The sequence below is a fragment of the Streptomyces sp. NPDC036764 genome, assembly GCF_055609385.1.
In genome coordinates, this window is sequence record NZ_JBVJPT010000004.1 from 399,286 (window position 1) to 416,106 (window position 16,821).

Genomic DNA, 16,821 nt, shown 5'->3' on the forward strand with positions numbered 1-16,821 from the left:
TCCGGCACGACGGCCTGTGGCCCACCACCGCGTGAGCGGGGTGGGCCACAGGCCGTTTCAGCTCAAGGGCCAGGGCTTCAACCACTGGTGAGCGTGAGGGAGTTGAGAAGGGCACGTCAAGGTTGCGGATGAAAGCAATTGCTATGACTTTCAACTCTCTTGCTGTAAACCTTTCGTGGCGGTACGGTCACGCCGGCGCCCGGCAACGACGCCTGGCCGTCATCGCAAGGAGTCACGCCTGTGATATCGAGATGGTCCGTCACCGCGACCGCGCTCGCCGCAACTTCGGCGGCCCTGATGGCCCCCGCCACCCCCGCTTCCGCCGCTCCGCCCGGCACCAAGGACGTCACCGCGGTGATGTTCGAGTGGAACTTCGCCTCGGTCGCCAAGGAGTGCACCAACACGCTCGGCCCCGCCGGCTACGGCTACGTCCAGGTCTCCCCGCCCGCCGAGCACATCCAGGGCTCGCAGTGGTGGACCTCGTACCAGCCGGTGAGCTACAGGATCGCCGGCCGTCTCGGCGACCGTACGGCCTTCCAGAACATGGTGAACACCTGCCACGCGGCCGGCGTCAAGGTCGTCGTCGACACCGTCATCAACCACATGTCGGCGGGCAGCGGCACCGGCACCGGCGGCTCGTCGTACACGAAGTACAACTACCCCGGCCTGTACTCGTCGTTCGACTTCGACGACTGCACCAGCCAGATCAGCAACTACCAGGACCGCTGGAACGTCCAGCACTGCGAACTGGTGGGCCTCGCCGACCTGGACACCGGCGAGTCCTACGTCCGCGGCGCCATCGCCGGCTACATGAACGACTTGCTCTCGCTCGGTGTCGACGGCTTCCGCATCGACGCGGCCAAGCACATGGACGCCGCCGACCTGGCCAACATCAAGTCCCGGCTGACGAACCCTTCCGTCTACTGGAAGCAAGAGGCCATCTACGGCAGCGGAGAGGCCGTCCAGCCGACCGAGTACACGGGCAACGGCGACGTCCAGGAGTTCCGTTACGCCTACGACCTCAAGCGGGTCTTCAACAACGAGAACCTCGCCTATCTGAAGAACTACGGCGAGGGCTGGGGCTACATGAGCAGCTCGGTCTCCGGTGTCTTCGTCGACAACCACGACACCGAGCGCAACGGCTCCACCCTGAACTACAAGGACGGCGCCAACTACACGCTGGCCAACGTCTTCATGCTGGCCTACCCGTACGGCGCCCCGGACATCAACTCCGGCTACGAGTTCTCCGACGCGGACGCCGGGCCTCCCAACGGCGGGTCGGTGACCGCCTGCTGGCAGAACGGCTGGAAGTGCCAGCACAACTGGCCGGAGATCAAGTCGATGGTGGCCTTCCGCAACGCCACCCGCGGTGAGTCGGTCACCAACTGGTGGGACAACGGAGGCGACGCCATCGCCTTCGGACGGGGTGGCAAGGGGTTCGTGGCAATAAACCACGAGTCGGGCTCGCTGAGTCGCACCTACCAGACGTCCCTGCCCGCCGGGACCTACTGCAACGTGCAGAACAACACGACCGTGACGGTGAACTCCAGCGGTCAGCTCACCGCCACCCTCGGCTCCAACACGGCCCTGGCGGTCTACGCCGGCAAGTCGAGCTGCTGAGCACCCAACTGAAAGTTTTTACCGATGGTTTCAAGCCTCTTGCTGTAATCCTTACGGCGGCGATACGTTTCGCGCGGGGTCGGACCCACAGAGCCGTAATCGCTAGGAGCCCATCTGTGATATCGAGATGGCCATCGCCGTCGAGGCGTCGAGGCGCCCATGTCGGACGGGTCGCTGCGGTCGCCGTCACCGCGCTGACCGCAGCACTCGTCCAGCCCCTCGCGGCGCGGGCGCAGACTCCGCCCGCGCCCCCGTCCGACGCCAGGCTCGCCGCCGAGCCCGCCCGGCACGACGCCACCCGTGACCAGTTCTACTTCGTCCTGCCGGACCGTTTCGCCAATGGCGACACGGGCAACGACAAGGGCGGCCTGACCGGTTCGCGCCTCGCCACCGGCTACGACCCCACCGACAAGGGCTTCTACCAGGGCGGTGACCTCAAGGGCCTGACCAAGCGCCTCGACTACATCAAGGGCCTGGGCACCACCGCCATCTGGATGGCGCCGATCTTCAAGAACCAGCCCGTGCAGGGCACGGGCAGCGACGCCTCCGCCGCCTACCACGGCTACTGGATCACCGACTTCACCCAGGTCGACCCGCACTTCGGCACCAACAAGGACCTTCAGACCCTCATCTCCAAGGCGCACGCCAAGGGCATGAAGGTCTTCTTCGACGTCATCACCAACCACACGGCGGACGTCGTCGACTATGAGGAGAAGTCCTACGACTACCTCTCCAAGGGCGCCTTCCCGTACCTGACCAAGGACGGCAAGCCGTTCGACGACGCCGACTACGCGGACGGAAGGTCCGCCTTCCCGGCCGTCGACAAGGACTCCTTCCCGCGCACGCCGACCGTGCCCGCCGCGAAGAAGAACGTCAAGGTCCCGTCGTGGCTCAACGACCCGACGATGTACCACAACCGGGGCGACTCGACCTTTGCCGGTGAGAGCTCCGCCCACGGCGACTTCTCCGGGCTCGACGACCTGTGGACCGAGCGTCCCGAGGTCGTCAGCGGCATGGAGAGGATCTACCAGCGCTGGGTGCGGGACTTCGACATCGACGGCTTCCGGATCGACACCGTGAAGCACGTCAACATGGAGTTCTGGACCCAGTGGGCCACGGCCCTCGACTCCTACGCGGCCAAGCAGGGCCGTGACGACTTCTTCATGTTCGGCGAGGTCTACTCCGCCGACACCTCCATCACGTCGCCCTACGTCACCGAGGGCCGCCTCGACGCCACCCTCGACTTCCCCTTCCAGGAAGCCGCACGGCAGTACGCCTCCCAGGGCGGCAGCGCGGGCAGGCTCGCGGGCGTCTTCGGCGGCGACTACAAGTACACGACCGACAAGGCCAACGCCTACGAACAGGTCACCTTCCTCGGCAACCACGACATGGGCCGCATCGGGTACTTCCTGAACCAGGACAACCCGAAGGCCACCGACGCCGAACTGGTGAAGAAGGCGAAGCTCGCCAACGAGCTGATGTTCCTCAGCCGCGGCAACCCGGTCGTGTACTACGGCGACGAACAGGGTTTCACCGGCTCCGGCGGCGACAAGGACGCCCGCCAGACCCTCTTCGCCTCGAAGACCGCCGACTACCTCGACGACGACCAGCTCGGCACCGACCGCACCCACGCGAGCGACGCCTACGACACCGACGCCCCGCTGTACCGGCAGATCAGCGCCCTCGCCAAGCTCCGCAAGGCCAACCCGGCCCTCGCCGACGGCGTCCAGACCGAGCGCTACGCGGCCGACGGCGCCGGCGTCTACGCCTTCTCCCGCACCGACGCGCGCACGGGCACCGAGTACGTCGTCGCGTTCAACAACGCGGGCGAGGCGCGCACGGCGACCTTCGCGACCGGTTCGGCCGGCATGACCTTCAAGGGGATCCACGGCAGCGACGGCTCCCTGAAGAGCGACGCCGACAAGAAGGTCACCGTCACGGTCCCCGCCGGTTCGGCGGTCGTATACAAGGCGGCCGGGAAGCTCGCCAAGCCCGCCACCGCGCCGACGATCACCCTGAAGGCCCCGGCCGCCGGAGCCACCGGCACGGTCGAGATCGGCGCCGACATCGACGGGGGACAGCTCAACCGCGTCGTCTTCGCCGCCCAGGTCGGAGGCGGCAAGTGGCAGACGCTCGGCTCCGCCGACCACGCCCCGTACAAGGTCACCCAGGCCATCGGCGAGGACGTACCGGCCGGTACCGCCCTGCGCTACAAGGCCGTCGTGATCGACTCGGCGGGCCGCACGAAGAGCGCCACGGCGGCCTCCACCACGGGCACCCCGCCCGCGCCCGAGACCCCCACGGCCTCCTCCCGCGACTACGCGATCGTCCACTACAAGCGTGCCGACGGCGACTACGCGAACTGGGGCCTGTACGCCTGGGGCGACCTCGCCGAGGGCGAGTCCACCGACTGGCCGGACAGCCACCCCTTCACCGGCCGTGACTCCTACGGCGCCTTCGCCTACGTCAAGCTGAAGCCGGGCGCCTCGTCCGTCGGCTACCTCGTCATCGACAAGGACGGCAACAAGGACGTCTCCGCCGACCGCACGATCGACGTCACCAAGACCGGCGAGATCTGGGTCGAGCAGGGCAAGGAGGCCGTACGCACCGAGAAGCCGGCGGCCGACTACCCGGCGCCGGACAAGTCCAAGGCCCTCCTGCACTACCACCGCGCCGACGGAAACTACGACGGCTGGGGACTGCACACCTGGACGGGTGCAGCGAACCCCACCGAGTGGTCGAACCCCCTGAAGCCGGTGAAGACTGACAGCTATGGTGCGGTCTTCGAGGTACCGCTCACCGACGGTGCCACCAGCCTCAGCTACATCCTGCACAAGGGCGACGAGAAGGACCTGCCCGCCGACCAGTCGCTCGACCTCACGGCGAACGGCCACGAGGTGTGGCTGTTGAGCGGCCAGGAGAAGTACCTGCTTCCGCAGCCGGCCGGGTCCGCCGCCGCGCTCGACCTGACCACCTCCAAGGCGGTCTGGATCGACCGGAACACCCTCGCCTGGACCGGCTCCGAGGCCGCCGCCTCCACCCAGCTCCTGTACAGCCGGGACGGCGAGATCGCCGTGAAGGACGGCGCGCTGACCGGCGAAGCCAAGTGGCTGCGGCTGTCGAAGAGCTCGCTCAGCGACGCCCAGAAGGCGCAGTTCCCGCACTTGAAGGACTTGACCGCCTGGTCCGTCGACCCGCGCGACCGCGACCGGGTCCGCGAGGCCCTGCGCGGCCAGCTCGTCGCCTCCCAGCGCGCCGCCAACGGGGCCGTACTGGCCGCGACCGGTGTGCAGATCGCCGGCGCGCTCGACGACCTGTACCCCGGGGCGACCGAGGCGGACCTCGGACCGACCTTCGACAAGGGCCGTCCGACCTTGTCCGTCTGGGCGCCCACGGCACAGTCCGTGAAGCTGGAGATCGGTGACTCCACCGTCGCCATGAAGCGCAACGACAGCACCGGCGTCTGGTCCGTCACCGGCTCCAAGTCCTGGAAGAACAAGCAGTACCGGTACGTCGTCAAGGTCTGGGCGCCCAGCGTCCGCAAGGTCGTCACCAACAAGGTCACCGACCCCTACTCGGTCGCCCTCACCGCGAACTCCGAGCGCAGCCTCCTCGTCGACCTCGACGACCGGACCCTGGCGCCGAACGGCTGGTCCACCTACACCAAGCCCAAGGCGGTGCCGCTGAAGGACGCGCAGATCCAGGAACTGCACGTGCGGGACTTCTCGGTGGCGGACACGACGGTGCCCGCGAAGGGCAAGGGCACCTACCTCGCCTTCACCGACAAGCTCAGCGACGGCTCCAAGCACCTGAAGAGGCTGGCCGAGGCGGGCACGTCGTACGTCCATCTGCTGCCGGCCTTCGACATCGCCACCATCCCCGAGAAGAAGTCCGACCAGGCGAGCCCCGACTGCGACCTCGCCTCCTTCCCGGCCGACTCCGACAAGCAGCAGGAGTGCGTGGCGAAGACCGCCGCGAAGGACGCCTACAACTGGGGCTACGACCCGTACCACTACACGGTTCCGGAGGGTTCGTACGCCTCCGACCCGGACGGCACCGCGCGTACCGTCGAGTTCCGCCGCATGGTCAAGGCGCTCAACGAGGACGGGCTGCGCGTCGTCATGGACGTCGTGTACAACCACACGGCGGCCAGCGGCCAGGCGGACACCAGCGTCCTGGACCGGATCGTCCCCGGCTACTACCAGCGGCTCCTGCCCGACGGTTCGGTCGCGAACAGCACCTGCTGCGCCAACACCGCCACCGAGAACGCCATGATGGGCAAGCTGGTCGTCGACTCGATCGTCACCTGGGCCAAGAAGTACAAGGTCGACGGGTTCCGCTTCGACCTCATGGGCCACCACCCGAAGGCCAACATCCTGGCGGTCCGCAAGGCCCTCGACGAGCTGACCCTCGCCAAGGACGGCGTCGACGGCAAGAAGATCATCCTGTACGGCGAGGGCTGGAACTTCGGCGAGGTCGCCGACGACGCCCGCTTCGTCCAGGCCACGCAGAAGAACATGGCCGGCACCGGCATCGCCACCTTCTCCGACCGTGCCCGTGACGCGGTGCGCGGCGGCGGCCCCTTCGACGAGGACCCGGGCATCCAGGGCTTCGCGTCCGGGCTGTACACCGAGCCCAACTCGTCGAAGAACAACGGCACCGAGGCGGAGCAGAAGGCACGCCTGCTGCACTACCAGGACCTGATCAAGGTCGGCCTGTCCGGCAACCTCGCCGACTACCGCTTCACCGACACCGGCGGCAAGGAGGTCAAGGGCTCCGAGGTCGACTACAACGGCGCACCCGCCGGCTACGCGGCCGCCCCCGGCGACGCACTCGCCTACGCGGACGCGCACGACAACGAGTCCCTGTTCGACGCGCTGACGTACAAGCTGCCCGCCACGACGAGCGCGGCCGACCGTGCCCGGATGCAGGTCCTCGCCATGGCCACGGCGACCCTGTCGCAGGGCCCGGCGCTCTCCCAGGCCGGCACCGACCTGCTGCGCTCCAAGTCCCTCGACCGCAACTCCTTCGACAGCGGCGACTGGTTCAACGCCATCCACTGGAACTGTGCCGACGGCAACGGCTTCGGGCGGGGGCTGCCGATGGCGGCCGACAACCAGTCCAAGTGGCCGTACGCCAAGCCCCTGTTGAGCGGTGTGAAGGTCGGGTGCGAGCAGATCGAGGGCGCCTCGGCGGCGTACCGGGACCTGCTGCGGATCCGTTCGGCGGAGAGTGCCTTCTCCCTCGACACCGCCGATCAGGTGCAGTCCAAGCTCTCCTTCCCGCTGTCCGGCAAGGAGGAGACGCCCGGCGTGATCACCATGCGGCTCGGTGACCTCGTCGTCGTCTTCAACGCGACCCCCGAGCGGCAGGAGCAGCGCGTCGCCTCGCTCACCGGCGACGGGTACAAGCTGCACCCGGTGCAGGACTCGGGTGCGGACCCTATCGTCAAGTCCGCTTCCTATGACGCGAAAACGGGCACGTTCGCCGTTCCGGGTCGTACTGTCGCAGTCTTCACCCGAACCCTCTGATACGGGACTAACTTGAGTGGGGCGGTCCGGTCACCGGGCCGCCCCACTCATGCGTATCCAGGGGCTGCCGACGATGGACGATGACGTCAAGCAGTCGGGCGCGACCGTGATGGTCGTCGACGACGTCCCGGCCAACCGCTATGCCATGGGCGCTGTGCTGCGCCGCGCGGGTCACGACGTCGTCCCCGTCGCGAGCGCGGGCGAGGCGCTGAGCGAGCTCGACGTACGGCTGAGAAACGGTGGCCTGCCGGACGTGGCCCTCGTCGACGTCGGACTGCCGGACATGAGCGGCTTCGAACTGTGCCGCCGGGTCAAGTCCCGGCCCTCCACGGCCGCGCTGCCCGTCGTCCACTTCTCCGCGACGGCCGTGGACGCCAGGGACCGGTGCCGGGGACTCGACGCGGGCGCCGACGCCTATCTGACGGTGCCGGCCGAACCGAGGGAGATCGAGGCCGTCGTGCAGGCGGCCGTTCGCAGGGCGCGCCGGGGCACCGCCGCCGAGACGCTCGCCCACCGGCTGACGCTGCTGTCCGAGGCCATCGTCACCGTGCAGACCGCGCGCTGCCTGGGGGAGCTGGCCGACGCGGCCGCCGCGGGCGCGGCACGGCTGGCCGGGACGCCGGCTGTCGTCTTCGTCATCGGTCCGGACGGGGAAGCGCACCAGGGCACGTCTCGCAGCCGGCTCGCCCTGTCCGACGCGGGCCCGCACCAGGCCGCGGCCCGGCTGATCACGCGAATCGCGGGCCGACGGGCGGGCCTGCACAGCACCGTCGTCCCGGCGCCCCTGTGGCCGACGGGCCTCTTCCGTCCCGGCGCCCAGGACGACGCCCACCTGGTGCTGGCGTCGGCCACGGAGGGCCGAGCCCGGGTATGCATGGCGACACCGGCGAGTACCGCGCTCCTCAGCGACGCGGGGAACCGCCCGGCCGGCCACGACGTGGCCGCGGACGACCGACGGCACTACGCGGCACTTCCTGTCGTGGAGCGCCTCGCGCAAGCCACCGCGCTCGCCGCCGAGCCGCTGCTCATGTACCAGGCCGAGCGGGACATCGCCCTCACCCTCCAGCACAGCTTCCTGCCCCAGCCGCACCGGCTGCCCCATCTGCCGGGCGTCGATCTCGTCGTACGGTACGTCCCCGCCTCCCGGCAGACCGAGATCGGCGGCGACTTCTACGCCGCCCTGCCCACCCGGGACGGAGTGCTCACCGCGGTCGGGGACGTCGTCGGGCACTCGCTGGACGCGGCCACCGTCATGGTCGAGATCCGGCACGCGCTGCGCGCCTACTGCGTCGATGAGAGCGACCCGCGGGTGCTTGCCGAACGGCTCGACCGGATGCTGCTGTGCTACCACCCCGAGGTCACCGCCACGGTCTGCCTGGCCCTGGTCGACCCCGGCACGGGGCGGGTCCGGATCGCCAACGCGGGCCACATCCCGCCGGTGATCGTGCGGGAGGAGGGCAAGGCCGAGTACGTCGACGTGGGCGGTCCGCTGCTCGGGCTGGCTCTCGACCGGCCCGAGCCGAGCGAGCTGGCGCTGAACCGGGAGGACCGGCTCCTCATGGTCACCGACGGCCTCATCGAGACCCGCGGCATCGACCTGTCCACCTCCATGGAGCAGTTGCGCACGGCCGCCGCAGGTGCCCCGGACGGCCTCGACGCGCTCTGTGACACCCTGCTGAGCTGCTTCGGGCACGACAGGGACGACGACATCGCGATGCTGGCCCTGAGGTTAGGGTGAGCGCTGCCGACGTAGAACAGGAGTGCTCATGCCGCAGATCACCGTCGACCACTCGAAGACGATCTCCTTCGACCGGGCCGCCTTCGCCCGGGACCTGCACACCGCGACCGTCGAGATCGCGGCGGCCAAGCCGGAGGCGTGCAAGACGCAGTTCCGGGCCGGCGACTTCACGGCCTTCGGCTACGAGGACCCCGAGGAGCAGCGTCACGCGGTCGTCCACGTCACCCTCGGCCTGCTCGCCGGCCGCAGCGACGAGACCAAGGCGAAGCTCACCGAGGCGGTCCTGGAACTCCTCCGCAAGCACATCGAGGACGACGGGATCGTGCTGCACGCCTCCGCCGAGGTCCGCGACCTCGACGCGTCGTACCGCAAGTTCTAGGACGCCAGCGAGATCAGCCGGGTGACCAGGTCCGCGAACGGGCCGTCGGCCGGCTCCTCCTTGAGCATGCCGCGCAGCAGCATGCCCATCTCCTCGTCCTGAGCCGCGCTGACGGCGGCCAGCGCGGCGAAGTCGTGCACGAGCTGCACCTCCAGCTCGCCGCGCGGGATGCGCCGGCCGTCCAGCCAGATCAGGGCCGTCGACTCGGCGAGCGAGATCCAGGAGCGGACGACCAGTTCCAGTCGCGCGGGTGGATCCGTCACGCGCAGATGCGAAAGGATTTGGACATATGCGGCCTGGCGCACGGAGTCGATGAGCGCGTTGGTCGCCGTGGAGCCGACGGCGGGGCCGCCGCGCATCAGCGCCGAGAAACCGGGGCCGTGGTCGTCGACGAAGTCGAAGAACCGCCGCATCACCCGCAGCAGCCGCGCCCCGAGCGGCCCCTCCTGCGGTTCGACGAACCGGCCCGCGAGTTCCTCCGAGGCGCGCTTCAACGCGGCTTCGTACAGGCTGAGTTTGCCGGGGAAGTAGTGGTAGACCAGCGGGCGTGAGATCCCCGCGGCCGCCGCTATCTCGTCGATGGAGACATCGTCGGGCGAGCGCTGGCTGAACAGTTCGAGGGCGACGCCGATCAACTGCTGTCGTCGCTCCTCGACTCCCATTCTTCGCCGTACCCCGGTAGTCATGCGAACACCTTACCGATCGATTCCGGCCCCGAACGGACCGGACCGACCATGGGCGTTCACATGTCGAGTACGAGTCGATCACCTCGTGCCCGCGACACACAGATCAGCATGGAGTCGGCGCGCTCCGCGTCGGTCAGCAACTCGTCCCGGTGGTCCACCTCGCCCTCCAGCACCCGCTGTTGGCAGGTCCCGCAGAAACCCTGCTCGCAGGAGTACATAGTGTCGGGCAACTCGGCGCGCACCGCGGCCAGTACCGTCGAGTCGGCGGGGACGCTCAACGTCCGCCCACTGCGCCGGAGTTCGACCTCGAAGGCGTCCCCTCCGAGGGCGCGGGGCGCGAACCGCTCCGTCCGGACCCGCGGGACGCGCTCCTCCACCGCGGCCATCAGCCCTTCCGGCCCGCAGCAGTAGACGGCGGCACCCTCGGGCACGTCCGCGAGGAACCCGTCGAGGTCCGCCGGCCCCTCCACGACCGTCACCCTCCCCCACTCTCGGCTTCGCTCGAGCGGGGGGACCCCCATCCGGCCCAGCTTCTCGACGTCCTCCAGGAACGGCATCGACGCCCGGTCCCGCCCGCAGTACAGCAGCCGCCACTCGACGCCGTCCGGCAGCGCCCGCAGCATCGGCAGGACGGGCGTGATCCCGATGCCGCCCGCGACGAAGACGTACGACTCGGCCTCGACGAGCGGGAAACGGTTCCGCGGCCCCCGCACCTCCAGCTCCATGCCCGCACGGATCTGCTCGTGCACCTCGCGCGAGCCGCCCCGCCCGTCCGGCACCAGCCGGGTCGCCACGGTGTACGAGGAGCCGTCCTCCGGGTCGCCGCACAGCGAGTACTGCCGCACAAGCCCCGACGGCAGCACCAGGTCGAGATGCGCGCCGGGCTCCCAGCGCGGCAGATCGTGCCCCTCCAGACGCAGTTGCACGACCCCCTCGGCGACCTCCTCGCGCGCGGCCACCAGCACGCGCAGCGCCCGCGACCGGGGCCGCCCGGAGACCGGCTCCGCCAGGGCGGGCATCGGCCACAGGGGCGAGGACCGGATACGGCGCCGCATCGCCCGCCGCACGAGCAGGGCGGTACCGGCGACGACGGCCACGGTGCGGAGCTTCGGCATCAGGCGGCACCCTTCGCGGACTGCTCGGCCGTCTCGGCGGCCAGAGCGGCGGAAGAGGAGGCCAGATAGGCGACGGCCTGCTCGGTGGAGCCCTCGTGCGAGGGGTGGTAGGCACGGCTCAGATACCGCGGGATGGACTTGAGCATCTCCCCGGTCGCGGGCAGCGTGCCGTGCCGGCCCCGGACGTAGAAGTCCTTGAAGGTGGCGCGGCCGTCGATCAGCGTCGGGTCGTTCTCCATGAAGAACCGCGCCCCGCGCTGCCAGAGGAAGACCAGGGCCGTGAACGCGGTCGCCCAGGTCCGCACCCGCCGCCGGTAGCCGCCGTCGACGTGCATGAACAGATCGAAGGCGACGGAGCGGTGCTCGACCTCCTCGGCCCCGTGCCAGCGCAGCAGGTCCAGCATGGTCGGGTCGGCGCCGCGGCGGTCGAGTTCCTCGGCGTTGAGCACCCAGTCCCCGAGGAACGCGGTGTAGTGCTCGATGGCCGCGATCAGCGCCACGCGCTCCATCAGCCACCAGCGGCGGGCCCGGCCCGGCGGCAGCGTGCGGTCGCCGAGCAGCTTCTCGAAGAGCCAGTCGACCTGTGCGGTGTACGGCGTCGGGTCGAGCCCCTGCTCCCGCAGATGCGGCAGCACCTCGTCGTGGGCCTGCGAGTGCATCGCCTCCTGCCCGATGAACCCGAGCACGTCCTCGCGCAGTTGCTCGTCCCGTATGTACGGCAGCACCTGCTTGTAGACATGCACGAACCAGCGCTCGCCGGCCGGCAGCAGCAGATGCAGCACGTTGATGGTGTGCGTGCTGAACGGGTCCCCGGGCACCCAGTGCAACGGGGTGTCGTCCCAGGAGAAGGACACCTTGCGCGCCTTGAGGGGCACACGGTCCGGCGTATTAGACATGGCGTCAATGTACTGACGGGTAGGGCCTCGGTGAACCCTCTTGCACGCCCTTATTTACATCTGTGTCAGCAGGGCGGGCTTCACTGGAGCCCGTTGATCACGCGGCCGCTGTCCAGCGCGCCCTTCAGCTTCGCCTGGGCGCCCTGCTTCGCCTCCGCGGTCAGGAGGTTGCTCCGGGCGGAGCCGTGGACACCGCCCGTCGCGGTGATCGACGCCGTGTCGGCCGTGCCGGCCGCCAGCAGGTACCAGCCGCCCGCCTTCGCCTTCCACAGCACCCCGGCCAGCACATGCGGGTCGCGTGCTCCGCACGCCGGAACGTTCTGCGCCTTCGCCGCCACCGCCGCGAGCTTCGAGCCCGGCGTACGGAACTGGGCCAGCACCCGCTCGCCGCCGCCCCGCCAGGTCTCCGCGCGGGTGCACACCCAGTCCGCCGCACCGGTGCCGTCGGGCAACGGCTGCGCGGCGAACGACCAGGCGTTCACCGAGCGCACCCCCGCCGAGCGCATCGCGCCCAGCCAGCAGGAGTACGGCGCCCAGGTGTGCAGTGCCCGAGCCCCGCTCACGTCCTCGGCCGCACCGGGCCGGCCCGTCGTGAGCCGGGCCGGCACCAGTTCTGCGAGGTCGGTCAGCAGACGCGTACCCGTGCTGTCGGTCACCTGAAGGACGTTCCACGACGAGCACGCGCCGGTCTGCTGGCCGATCGGACTAGCCAAGGGCGAGGTGATGCCCTCCCGTACGCCGAGATCCATCGCCCCCGCACCCGGCTTCAGCAGATCCCGCTCCGCCGCCCTCTTCACCCAGGGCGCCAGCAGATAGCGCACATTGCCGTCGGCCCGGCTCAGCACCACGGCGCTCGCCTCCGCCCTGCCCGCGCCGTCGACCCGGGAGAAGTCCAGGGCGGCGCCGGCCGTGCCGTCCGTCGGCTCGGCGTAGCGGGCGATGCGCAGACCGTCGTAGAGGATCACCACGTGTGCGGTGTCGACCGTCCCCGCGTACAGGAGCTGCGGTGCGCCGGGCGGGCCGCCCGCCGGGGTGCCGGGGGTCGCCGAGACCGTCACCGTCTCGCCGGGGCGGGCCCACACGGCGAGGGCGCGGCGCAGCAGGGCCGAGTCGCCGGTGAGGTCGCCGCGCGCCGGCCACACGGAGAAGTCGGTGCGGGTGGCGGACTGCCAGGCCAGCGCCGGGACCTTGGTGAGCTGGGCCGGGTCCAGGGCGGCCTCGGCAGCCGGGTTCTGCGCGTACGAGGGCGCGGCGGGACCGTCGGGGGCCCAGCCTTCGCCGGGCAGGCCGAGCAGCGCCCCGCACACGAGCAGGGCGGCGCCGGCGGCGAGCGCGGCCCGCAGGTGCTGCCTGCGCCGCATCAGATCGGTGGGCCGGGCCTGGAGCGAGCAGGGGTCGAACTCGGGGGAGTCGAGCAGCGCGTACTGCGCCGGTACGGCGTCGGCCTCTTCCAGCGCGTCGTCCGCGTCCTCGACGCCGGCCGCCGTCAGCACCTCGCGTACGTCACCGTCCGGGAGCTTCTCCAGACCGCGCAGGACGTAGGCCGCCCGCGCCGGGCCGGACAGCGCCGACAGTCGCTGGTCCAGGGCGAGTTCGTCGGCGCCGCCCGACCGGGGGAAGAGGCGCAGGCCCCAGACCTGGGGCAGCAGGGGCGGCAGTTGGGAGCGCTTGGGCCAGGCCGCGCGCTTGAGCGTCCAGCCCGCCTCCAGGGCCGTACGCAGGACGCGCAGCCGCAGGAAGGCGTACCCGGGGTCGCTGTCGCGGCCGGTCGACTGGGCCGGGATGACGGGTGCCGCCGCCGTGCGGCCGCGGGGCAGTGCGCGCTGGGTGAGGGAGTGCGCCGTCAGGACGCGCCGGTTGCGGCCGAGGCTCGGCGGCAGCACCAGGTAGGCGAGCCGGACCAGACGCGGGTAGTGCTCGACGAGCGCGGCCTCGGCCCGCTCGACGTCGACCACCGGGTCGACGGATTCGGCTGCGGGGCGCGGGGCGACATCCTGTGACTGCACGTTCAGCAGAACGAGCGAATGGCGGGTAGGTCACAATCAACGGTTCGGCAGCGCCGCCAAGGGGCGCGGGGAACTGCGCGACCAGCCACAACGCACCCGCAGACGCCGAGAACACCGATCCCGGCAATCCCTACGGCGTACCAACCAGCGCCAGCGCATAATTCGCCATCGACCTCTGATACCGCGGCAAATGCGCCGCCAACGCACCCAGCACCAGAGCCAGCCCCTCCCGATCCCGCCCGAGACTCGACAGGCACAGCGCCAGCGTCGCCCGCACCGCGTCGTCCAGCTCGTCGGACGGCGCGTCCAGCTCGGGTGTCAGCAGCTTGACGCCCTCCTCCGCCTGCCCGACGTTCCGCAGCGAGCTGGAGAGCTGGATCTTGGCCCGCCGCCCCTTGTAGCCGCTCAGCCCGCGCTCCAGGGCCTCCCGGTACAGCGGCACCGCCTTGTCCGAGTGGCCCGTCGAGTCCCATGCGCACGCCTGCTCGAACGGCCCGAGCGGGCTGTCGGCGGGCAGTTCGGCGACGAGGGCGTCGACGACGGCGCGGAAGTCGGCCGCCTTCGCCTCGGGGTAGGTGTCGAAGCTCGCCCATGCGGTGGCCACGCGGTCTTCCCAGTCCTGGTTCACCGGCCCACAATCGCACACCCGTGCCCGTGAGAGCCTCGTATTTGAGCGCATCGCCCACCACAGCCGTATGGGAGACAAGGGCTCCTGCCGGGGCTCTGTGCGGCATGGACCGGAGGAACAGATGACATTGACCCGACCGATGCTCGCGCTGACCGGCGCGGTGGCGGTGCTCGCGCTGGCCGGATGTGGCGCCGGCGGCGACAAGGCGGCCGACATGCCCGAGACGGCGACCGGCAGCCTGGAGCATCTGGCATCCATGGCCAAGTGCGACCCGAACATGCAGACCGACGCCGACGAGATCCGCCAGGCCATCTGCAAGACCGGCAAGGACAAGTACATCCTCGCCACCTTCGCCACCGACCGCGGCCAGGCCGAGTGGCTGAGCGGTGCGAAAGACTACGGCGGCTACTACCTCGTCGGCCGCAAATGGGTCGCCGTGGGCCAGGAGAAAACGGTCACGACGCTGCAGAGCAAGCTCGGCGGGACCATGGAAGAGGGTTCCGCGCACATGAACCCCGGTGGCAGTCACAACAAGGGCGGCCATCACGGCTGACCGCGAAGAGCGGAAAAGCGAAAGCCGGCGGTGGGAAAACCCACCGCCGGCTTTCTACTGGGTGAGGACTACTGGCAGTCCTGCCCGCTGTTGATGCACTGGACCATCTCGTTCATCGTGTTCTCGTCGAAGAAGTTGATGAAGTCGTTGTGGTCGGTGATCGCCTTGTGCAACTGGTCCGGGAAGGAGTCCACCGCGAAGGCGTTCTGGACCTGTCCGTTCTGGATCTGCGGCGCCTGGACGTCGTAGACCAGGCGGACCTGGAGCTGGGGGATCGCCTGGAAACCGTTGGCGCAGGTGCCGTCGCCCTGGACGAACGCCACGTGCGTGCGGTGGTTGGCGCTGTCGATGTTCTGACCGTCCCAGCAGCTCTGGAAGTTGGACGTCCGCACCACCGAGCTGCCCTCGGGGCAGATCGGGAGCTTGTCGTGCAACTGGACCTTGTCCTCGAAGCCGGTGCAGCTCCAGTTCGCGTTGGCGTTGTTGTTGCCGTTCACGAAGGACTTGGCGTCACCGGTGATGATGCGCAGGGCCTGCGGCATCGCGACGACATCGCTCGTCTTGTTGCCGACGAACTTGAGCTGCGCCTCGCTGGCCTGGACGATCGTGCCGACGTTGCCGTCCTGACCGCCACCGGGGGCGTTCGCGTCGATGTCGTTCTGACCGTCCTGCACTCGCAGCACCGGCCAGAAGTAAGACGACGCGTCACCCTGGTTCTGGCAGGTGGTGTCGCCGTTCGCCAGGTCCTGGTCGCTCGCGAAAGCGTTGTTGGCCTGGTTGCCGACGTAGTCGTGCTGGTGCTGCGCACCGTTGCTGACACCGGGAGCGACGATCACGTTGTCCGAGTTGCGGTTCTCGTTCTCGTTGGTGCCGCAGTTCGTGGTGAAGCTACCGGTCGAACCGCTGTCACCGTTCGCGGGGAGGCCGTTCGCGCCGACACCGAGCTGTGCGTTGCCCTGGACCTGCGTGATGTCCACGAAGTCGTCCGCCGACGGACCGTTGCCGGCCTGACCGCCGTTGCCGCCCTGGTCCTGTCCGCCGCCGTCCTGGCCGCCCTGGTCCTGACCGTCGTTGTTCTGACCGTCCTGGTTCTGGTCCTGACCGTCGTTGTTCTGGTCCTGACCGTCCTGGTTCTGGTCGCCGTCCTGCTGGCCGTCGTTGGTCTCAGGCTGCTCGGCCGGGACGCCCTGGCACTGGGCGAGCTGGTCGAGGTTCTGCGGGCGCTGGCCGCCGGCCCGGTTGATGTTGATGCCGATCCGGTCGAGCGTGGCCACACGCTTGGACTTCAGCGGGCCGAGGATGGCGTTGTTGACGAAGTTGGCGTCCCCCGCCTGGGCCTGCCGCGTCTCGGCGAGACGCTTGTAGGCATCCGTGACCTGCCTGTCCAGCAGCGCCAGCTCCTTGGCGACACCCCTGCGCGCGCTCCTCGGCACCTTCGTCAGCTTCTGGCCGACATCAGGGCAGTTGATCGTCGCGACGCGGGCGTTCGAGGACTTCGTCTGGTTCCACCCAGAGTTGTCCTCGTGCGCCGAAGCATAGAAGTTGGCCCATACAAGCCCGCCCCCACCGAGCGCTAGGGCCGCCGATGCGGCTATGGCCTTGGTGGCCAGCGGCGTACGGCGTTTTCGAATGTTGCGTCCCATGGAACTCCTCTGACTTCCTTTTTCGG

General features: G+C 69.6%; 11 protein-coding genes. 5 read left to right on the top strand and 6 right to left on the bottom strand.

The annotated features are described in order from the left end of the window. Nucleotides 1-297 precede the first annotated feature (297 nt). The 4 genes from ACZ69Q_RS20050 to ACZ69Q_RS20065 all read left to right on the top strand — a co-directional run bounded on the left by ACZ69Q_RS20050 (nt 298) and on the right by ACZ69Q_RS20065 (nt 9,268). A complete protein-coding gene (locus ACZ69Q_RS20050) occupies nt 298-1,620 on the top strand; it encodes an alpha-amylase (RefSeq protein WP_471043728.1) in 1,323 nt (440 codons plus the stop codon). Nucleotides 1,621-1,736: 116 nt separating this feature from the next. After that, nucleotides 1,737-7,151 carry a pullulanase-type alpha-1,6-glucosidase gene (gene pulA / locus ACZ69Q_RS20055; RefSeq protein ID WP_471043457.1) on the top strand — a complete coding sequence of 1,805 codons (5,415 nt, stop codon included), beginning with the start codon at nt 1,737-1,739 and terminating at the stop codon, nt 7,149-7,151. 73 nt (nt 7,152-7,224) lie between these two features. Then, the gene (locus tag ACZ69Q_RS20060) at nt 7,225-8,889 is read left to right on the top strand and encodes a SpoIIE family protein phosphatase (RefSeq protein WP_471043460.1); all 1,665 of its coding nucleotides are present in this window, start codon (nt 7,225-7,227) and stop codon (nt 8,887-8,889) included. Nucleotides 8,890-8,917: 28 nt separating this feature from the next. Then, nucleotides 8,918-9,268 carry a 5-carboxymethyl-2-hydroxymuconate Delta-isomerase gene (locus ACZ69Q_RS20065; RefSeq protein WP_471043462.1) on the top strand — a complete coding sequence of 117 codons (351 nt, stop codon included), beginning with the start codon at nt 8,918-8,920 and terminating at the stop codon, nt 9,266-9,268. Here ACZ69Q_RS20065 and ACZ69Q_RS20070 read toward each other — a convergent pair. From ACZ69Q_RS20070 to ACZ69Q_RS20090, 5 genes are all read right to left on the bottom strand, one after another. Next, entirely contained in the window at nt 9,265-9,954 is a 690-nt protein-coding gene (locus tag ACZ69Q_RS20070; protein ID WP_471043463.1) for a TetR/AcrR family transcriptional regulator, read from the bottom strand. The genes ACZ69Q_RS20065 and ACZ69Q_RS20070 overlap by 4 nt on opposite strands. Before the next feature lie 56 nt (nt 9,955-10,010). Continuing rightward, a complete protein-coding gene (locus tag ACZ69Q_RS20075; protein WP_471043466.1) occupies nt 10,011-11,069 on the bottom strand; it encodes a PDR/VanB family oxidoreductase in 1,059 nt (352 codons plus the stop codon). After that, nucleotides 11,069-11,965 carry a metal-dependent hydrolase gene (locus ACZ69Q_RS20080; protein ID WP_471043467.1) on the bottom strand — a complete coding sequence of 299 codons (897 nt, stop codon included), beginning with the start codon at nt 11,963-11,965 and terminating at the stop codon, nt 11,069-11,071. Before ACZ69Q_RS20080 ends, ACZ69Q_RS20075 begins: the two co-directional genes overlap by 1 nt. Nucleotides 11,966-12,045: 80 nt before the next feature. Further along, nucleotides 12,046-13,971: a hypothetical protein gene (locus ACZ69Q_RS20085; protein ID WP_471043470.1), complete on the bottom strand. Its 1,926-nt coding sequence runs from the start codon at nt 13,969-13,971 to the stop codon at nt 12,046-12,048. A 130-nt stretch (nt 13,972-14,101) separates the two neighbouring features. Beyond that, nucleotides 14,102-14,650, bottom strand: coding sequence for a tetratricopeptide repeat protein (locus ACZ69Q_RS20090; protein WP_471043730.1), 549 nt, complete (start codon nt 14,648-14,650; stop codon nt 14,102-14,104). A 70-nt stretch (nt 14,651-14,720) separates the two neighbouring features. Between ACZ69Q_RS20090 and ACZ69Q_RS20095 the strand changes: the two genes are divergently transcribed. Further along, complete coding sequence (locus ACZ69Q_RS20095; RefSeq protein ID WP_471043472.1) at nt 14,721-15,152, top strand: hypothetical protein; 432 nt, start codon at nt 14,721-14,723, stop codon at nt 15,150-15,152. A gap of 68 nt (nt 15,153-15,220) precedes the next feature. On the opposite strand, the gene ACZ69Q_RS20100 is transcribed toward ACZ69Q_RS20095, so the two are convergent. After that, nucleotides 15,221-16,795, bottom strand: coding sequence for a DUF1996 domain-containing protein (locus ACZ69Q_RS20100; protein WP_471043474.1), 1,575 nt, complete (start codon nt 16,793-16,795; stop codon nt 15,221-15,223). Nucleotides 16,796-16,821 lie beyond the last annotated feature (26 nt).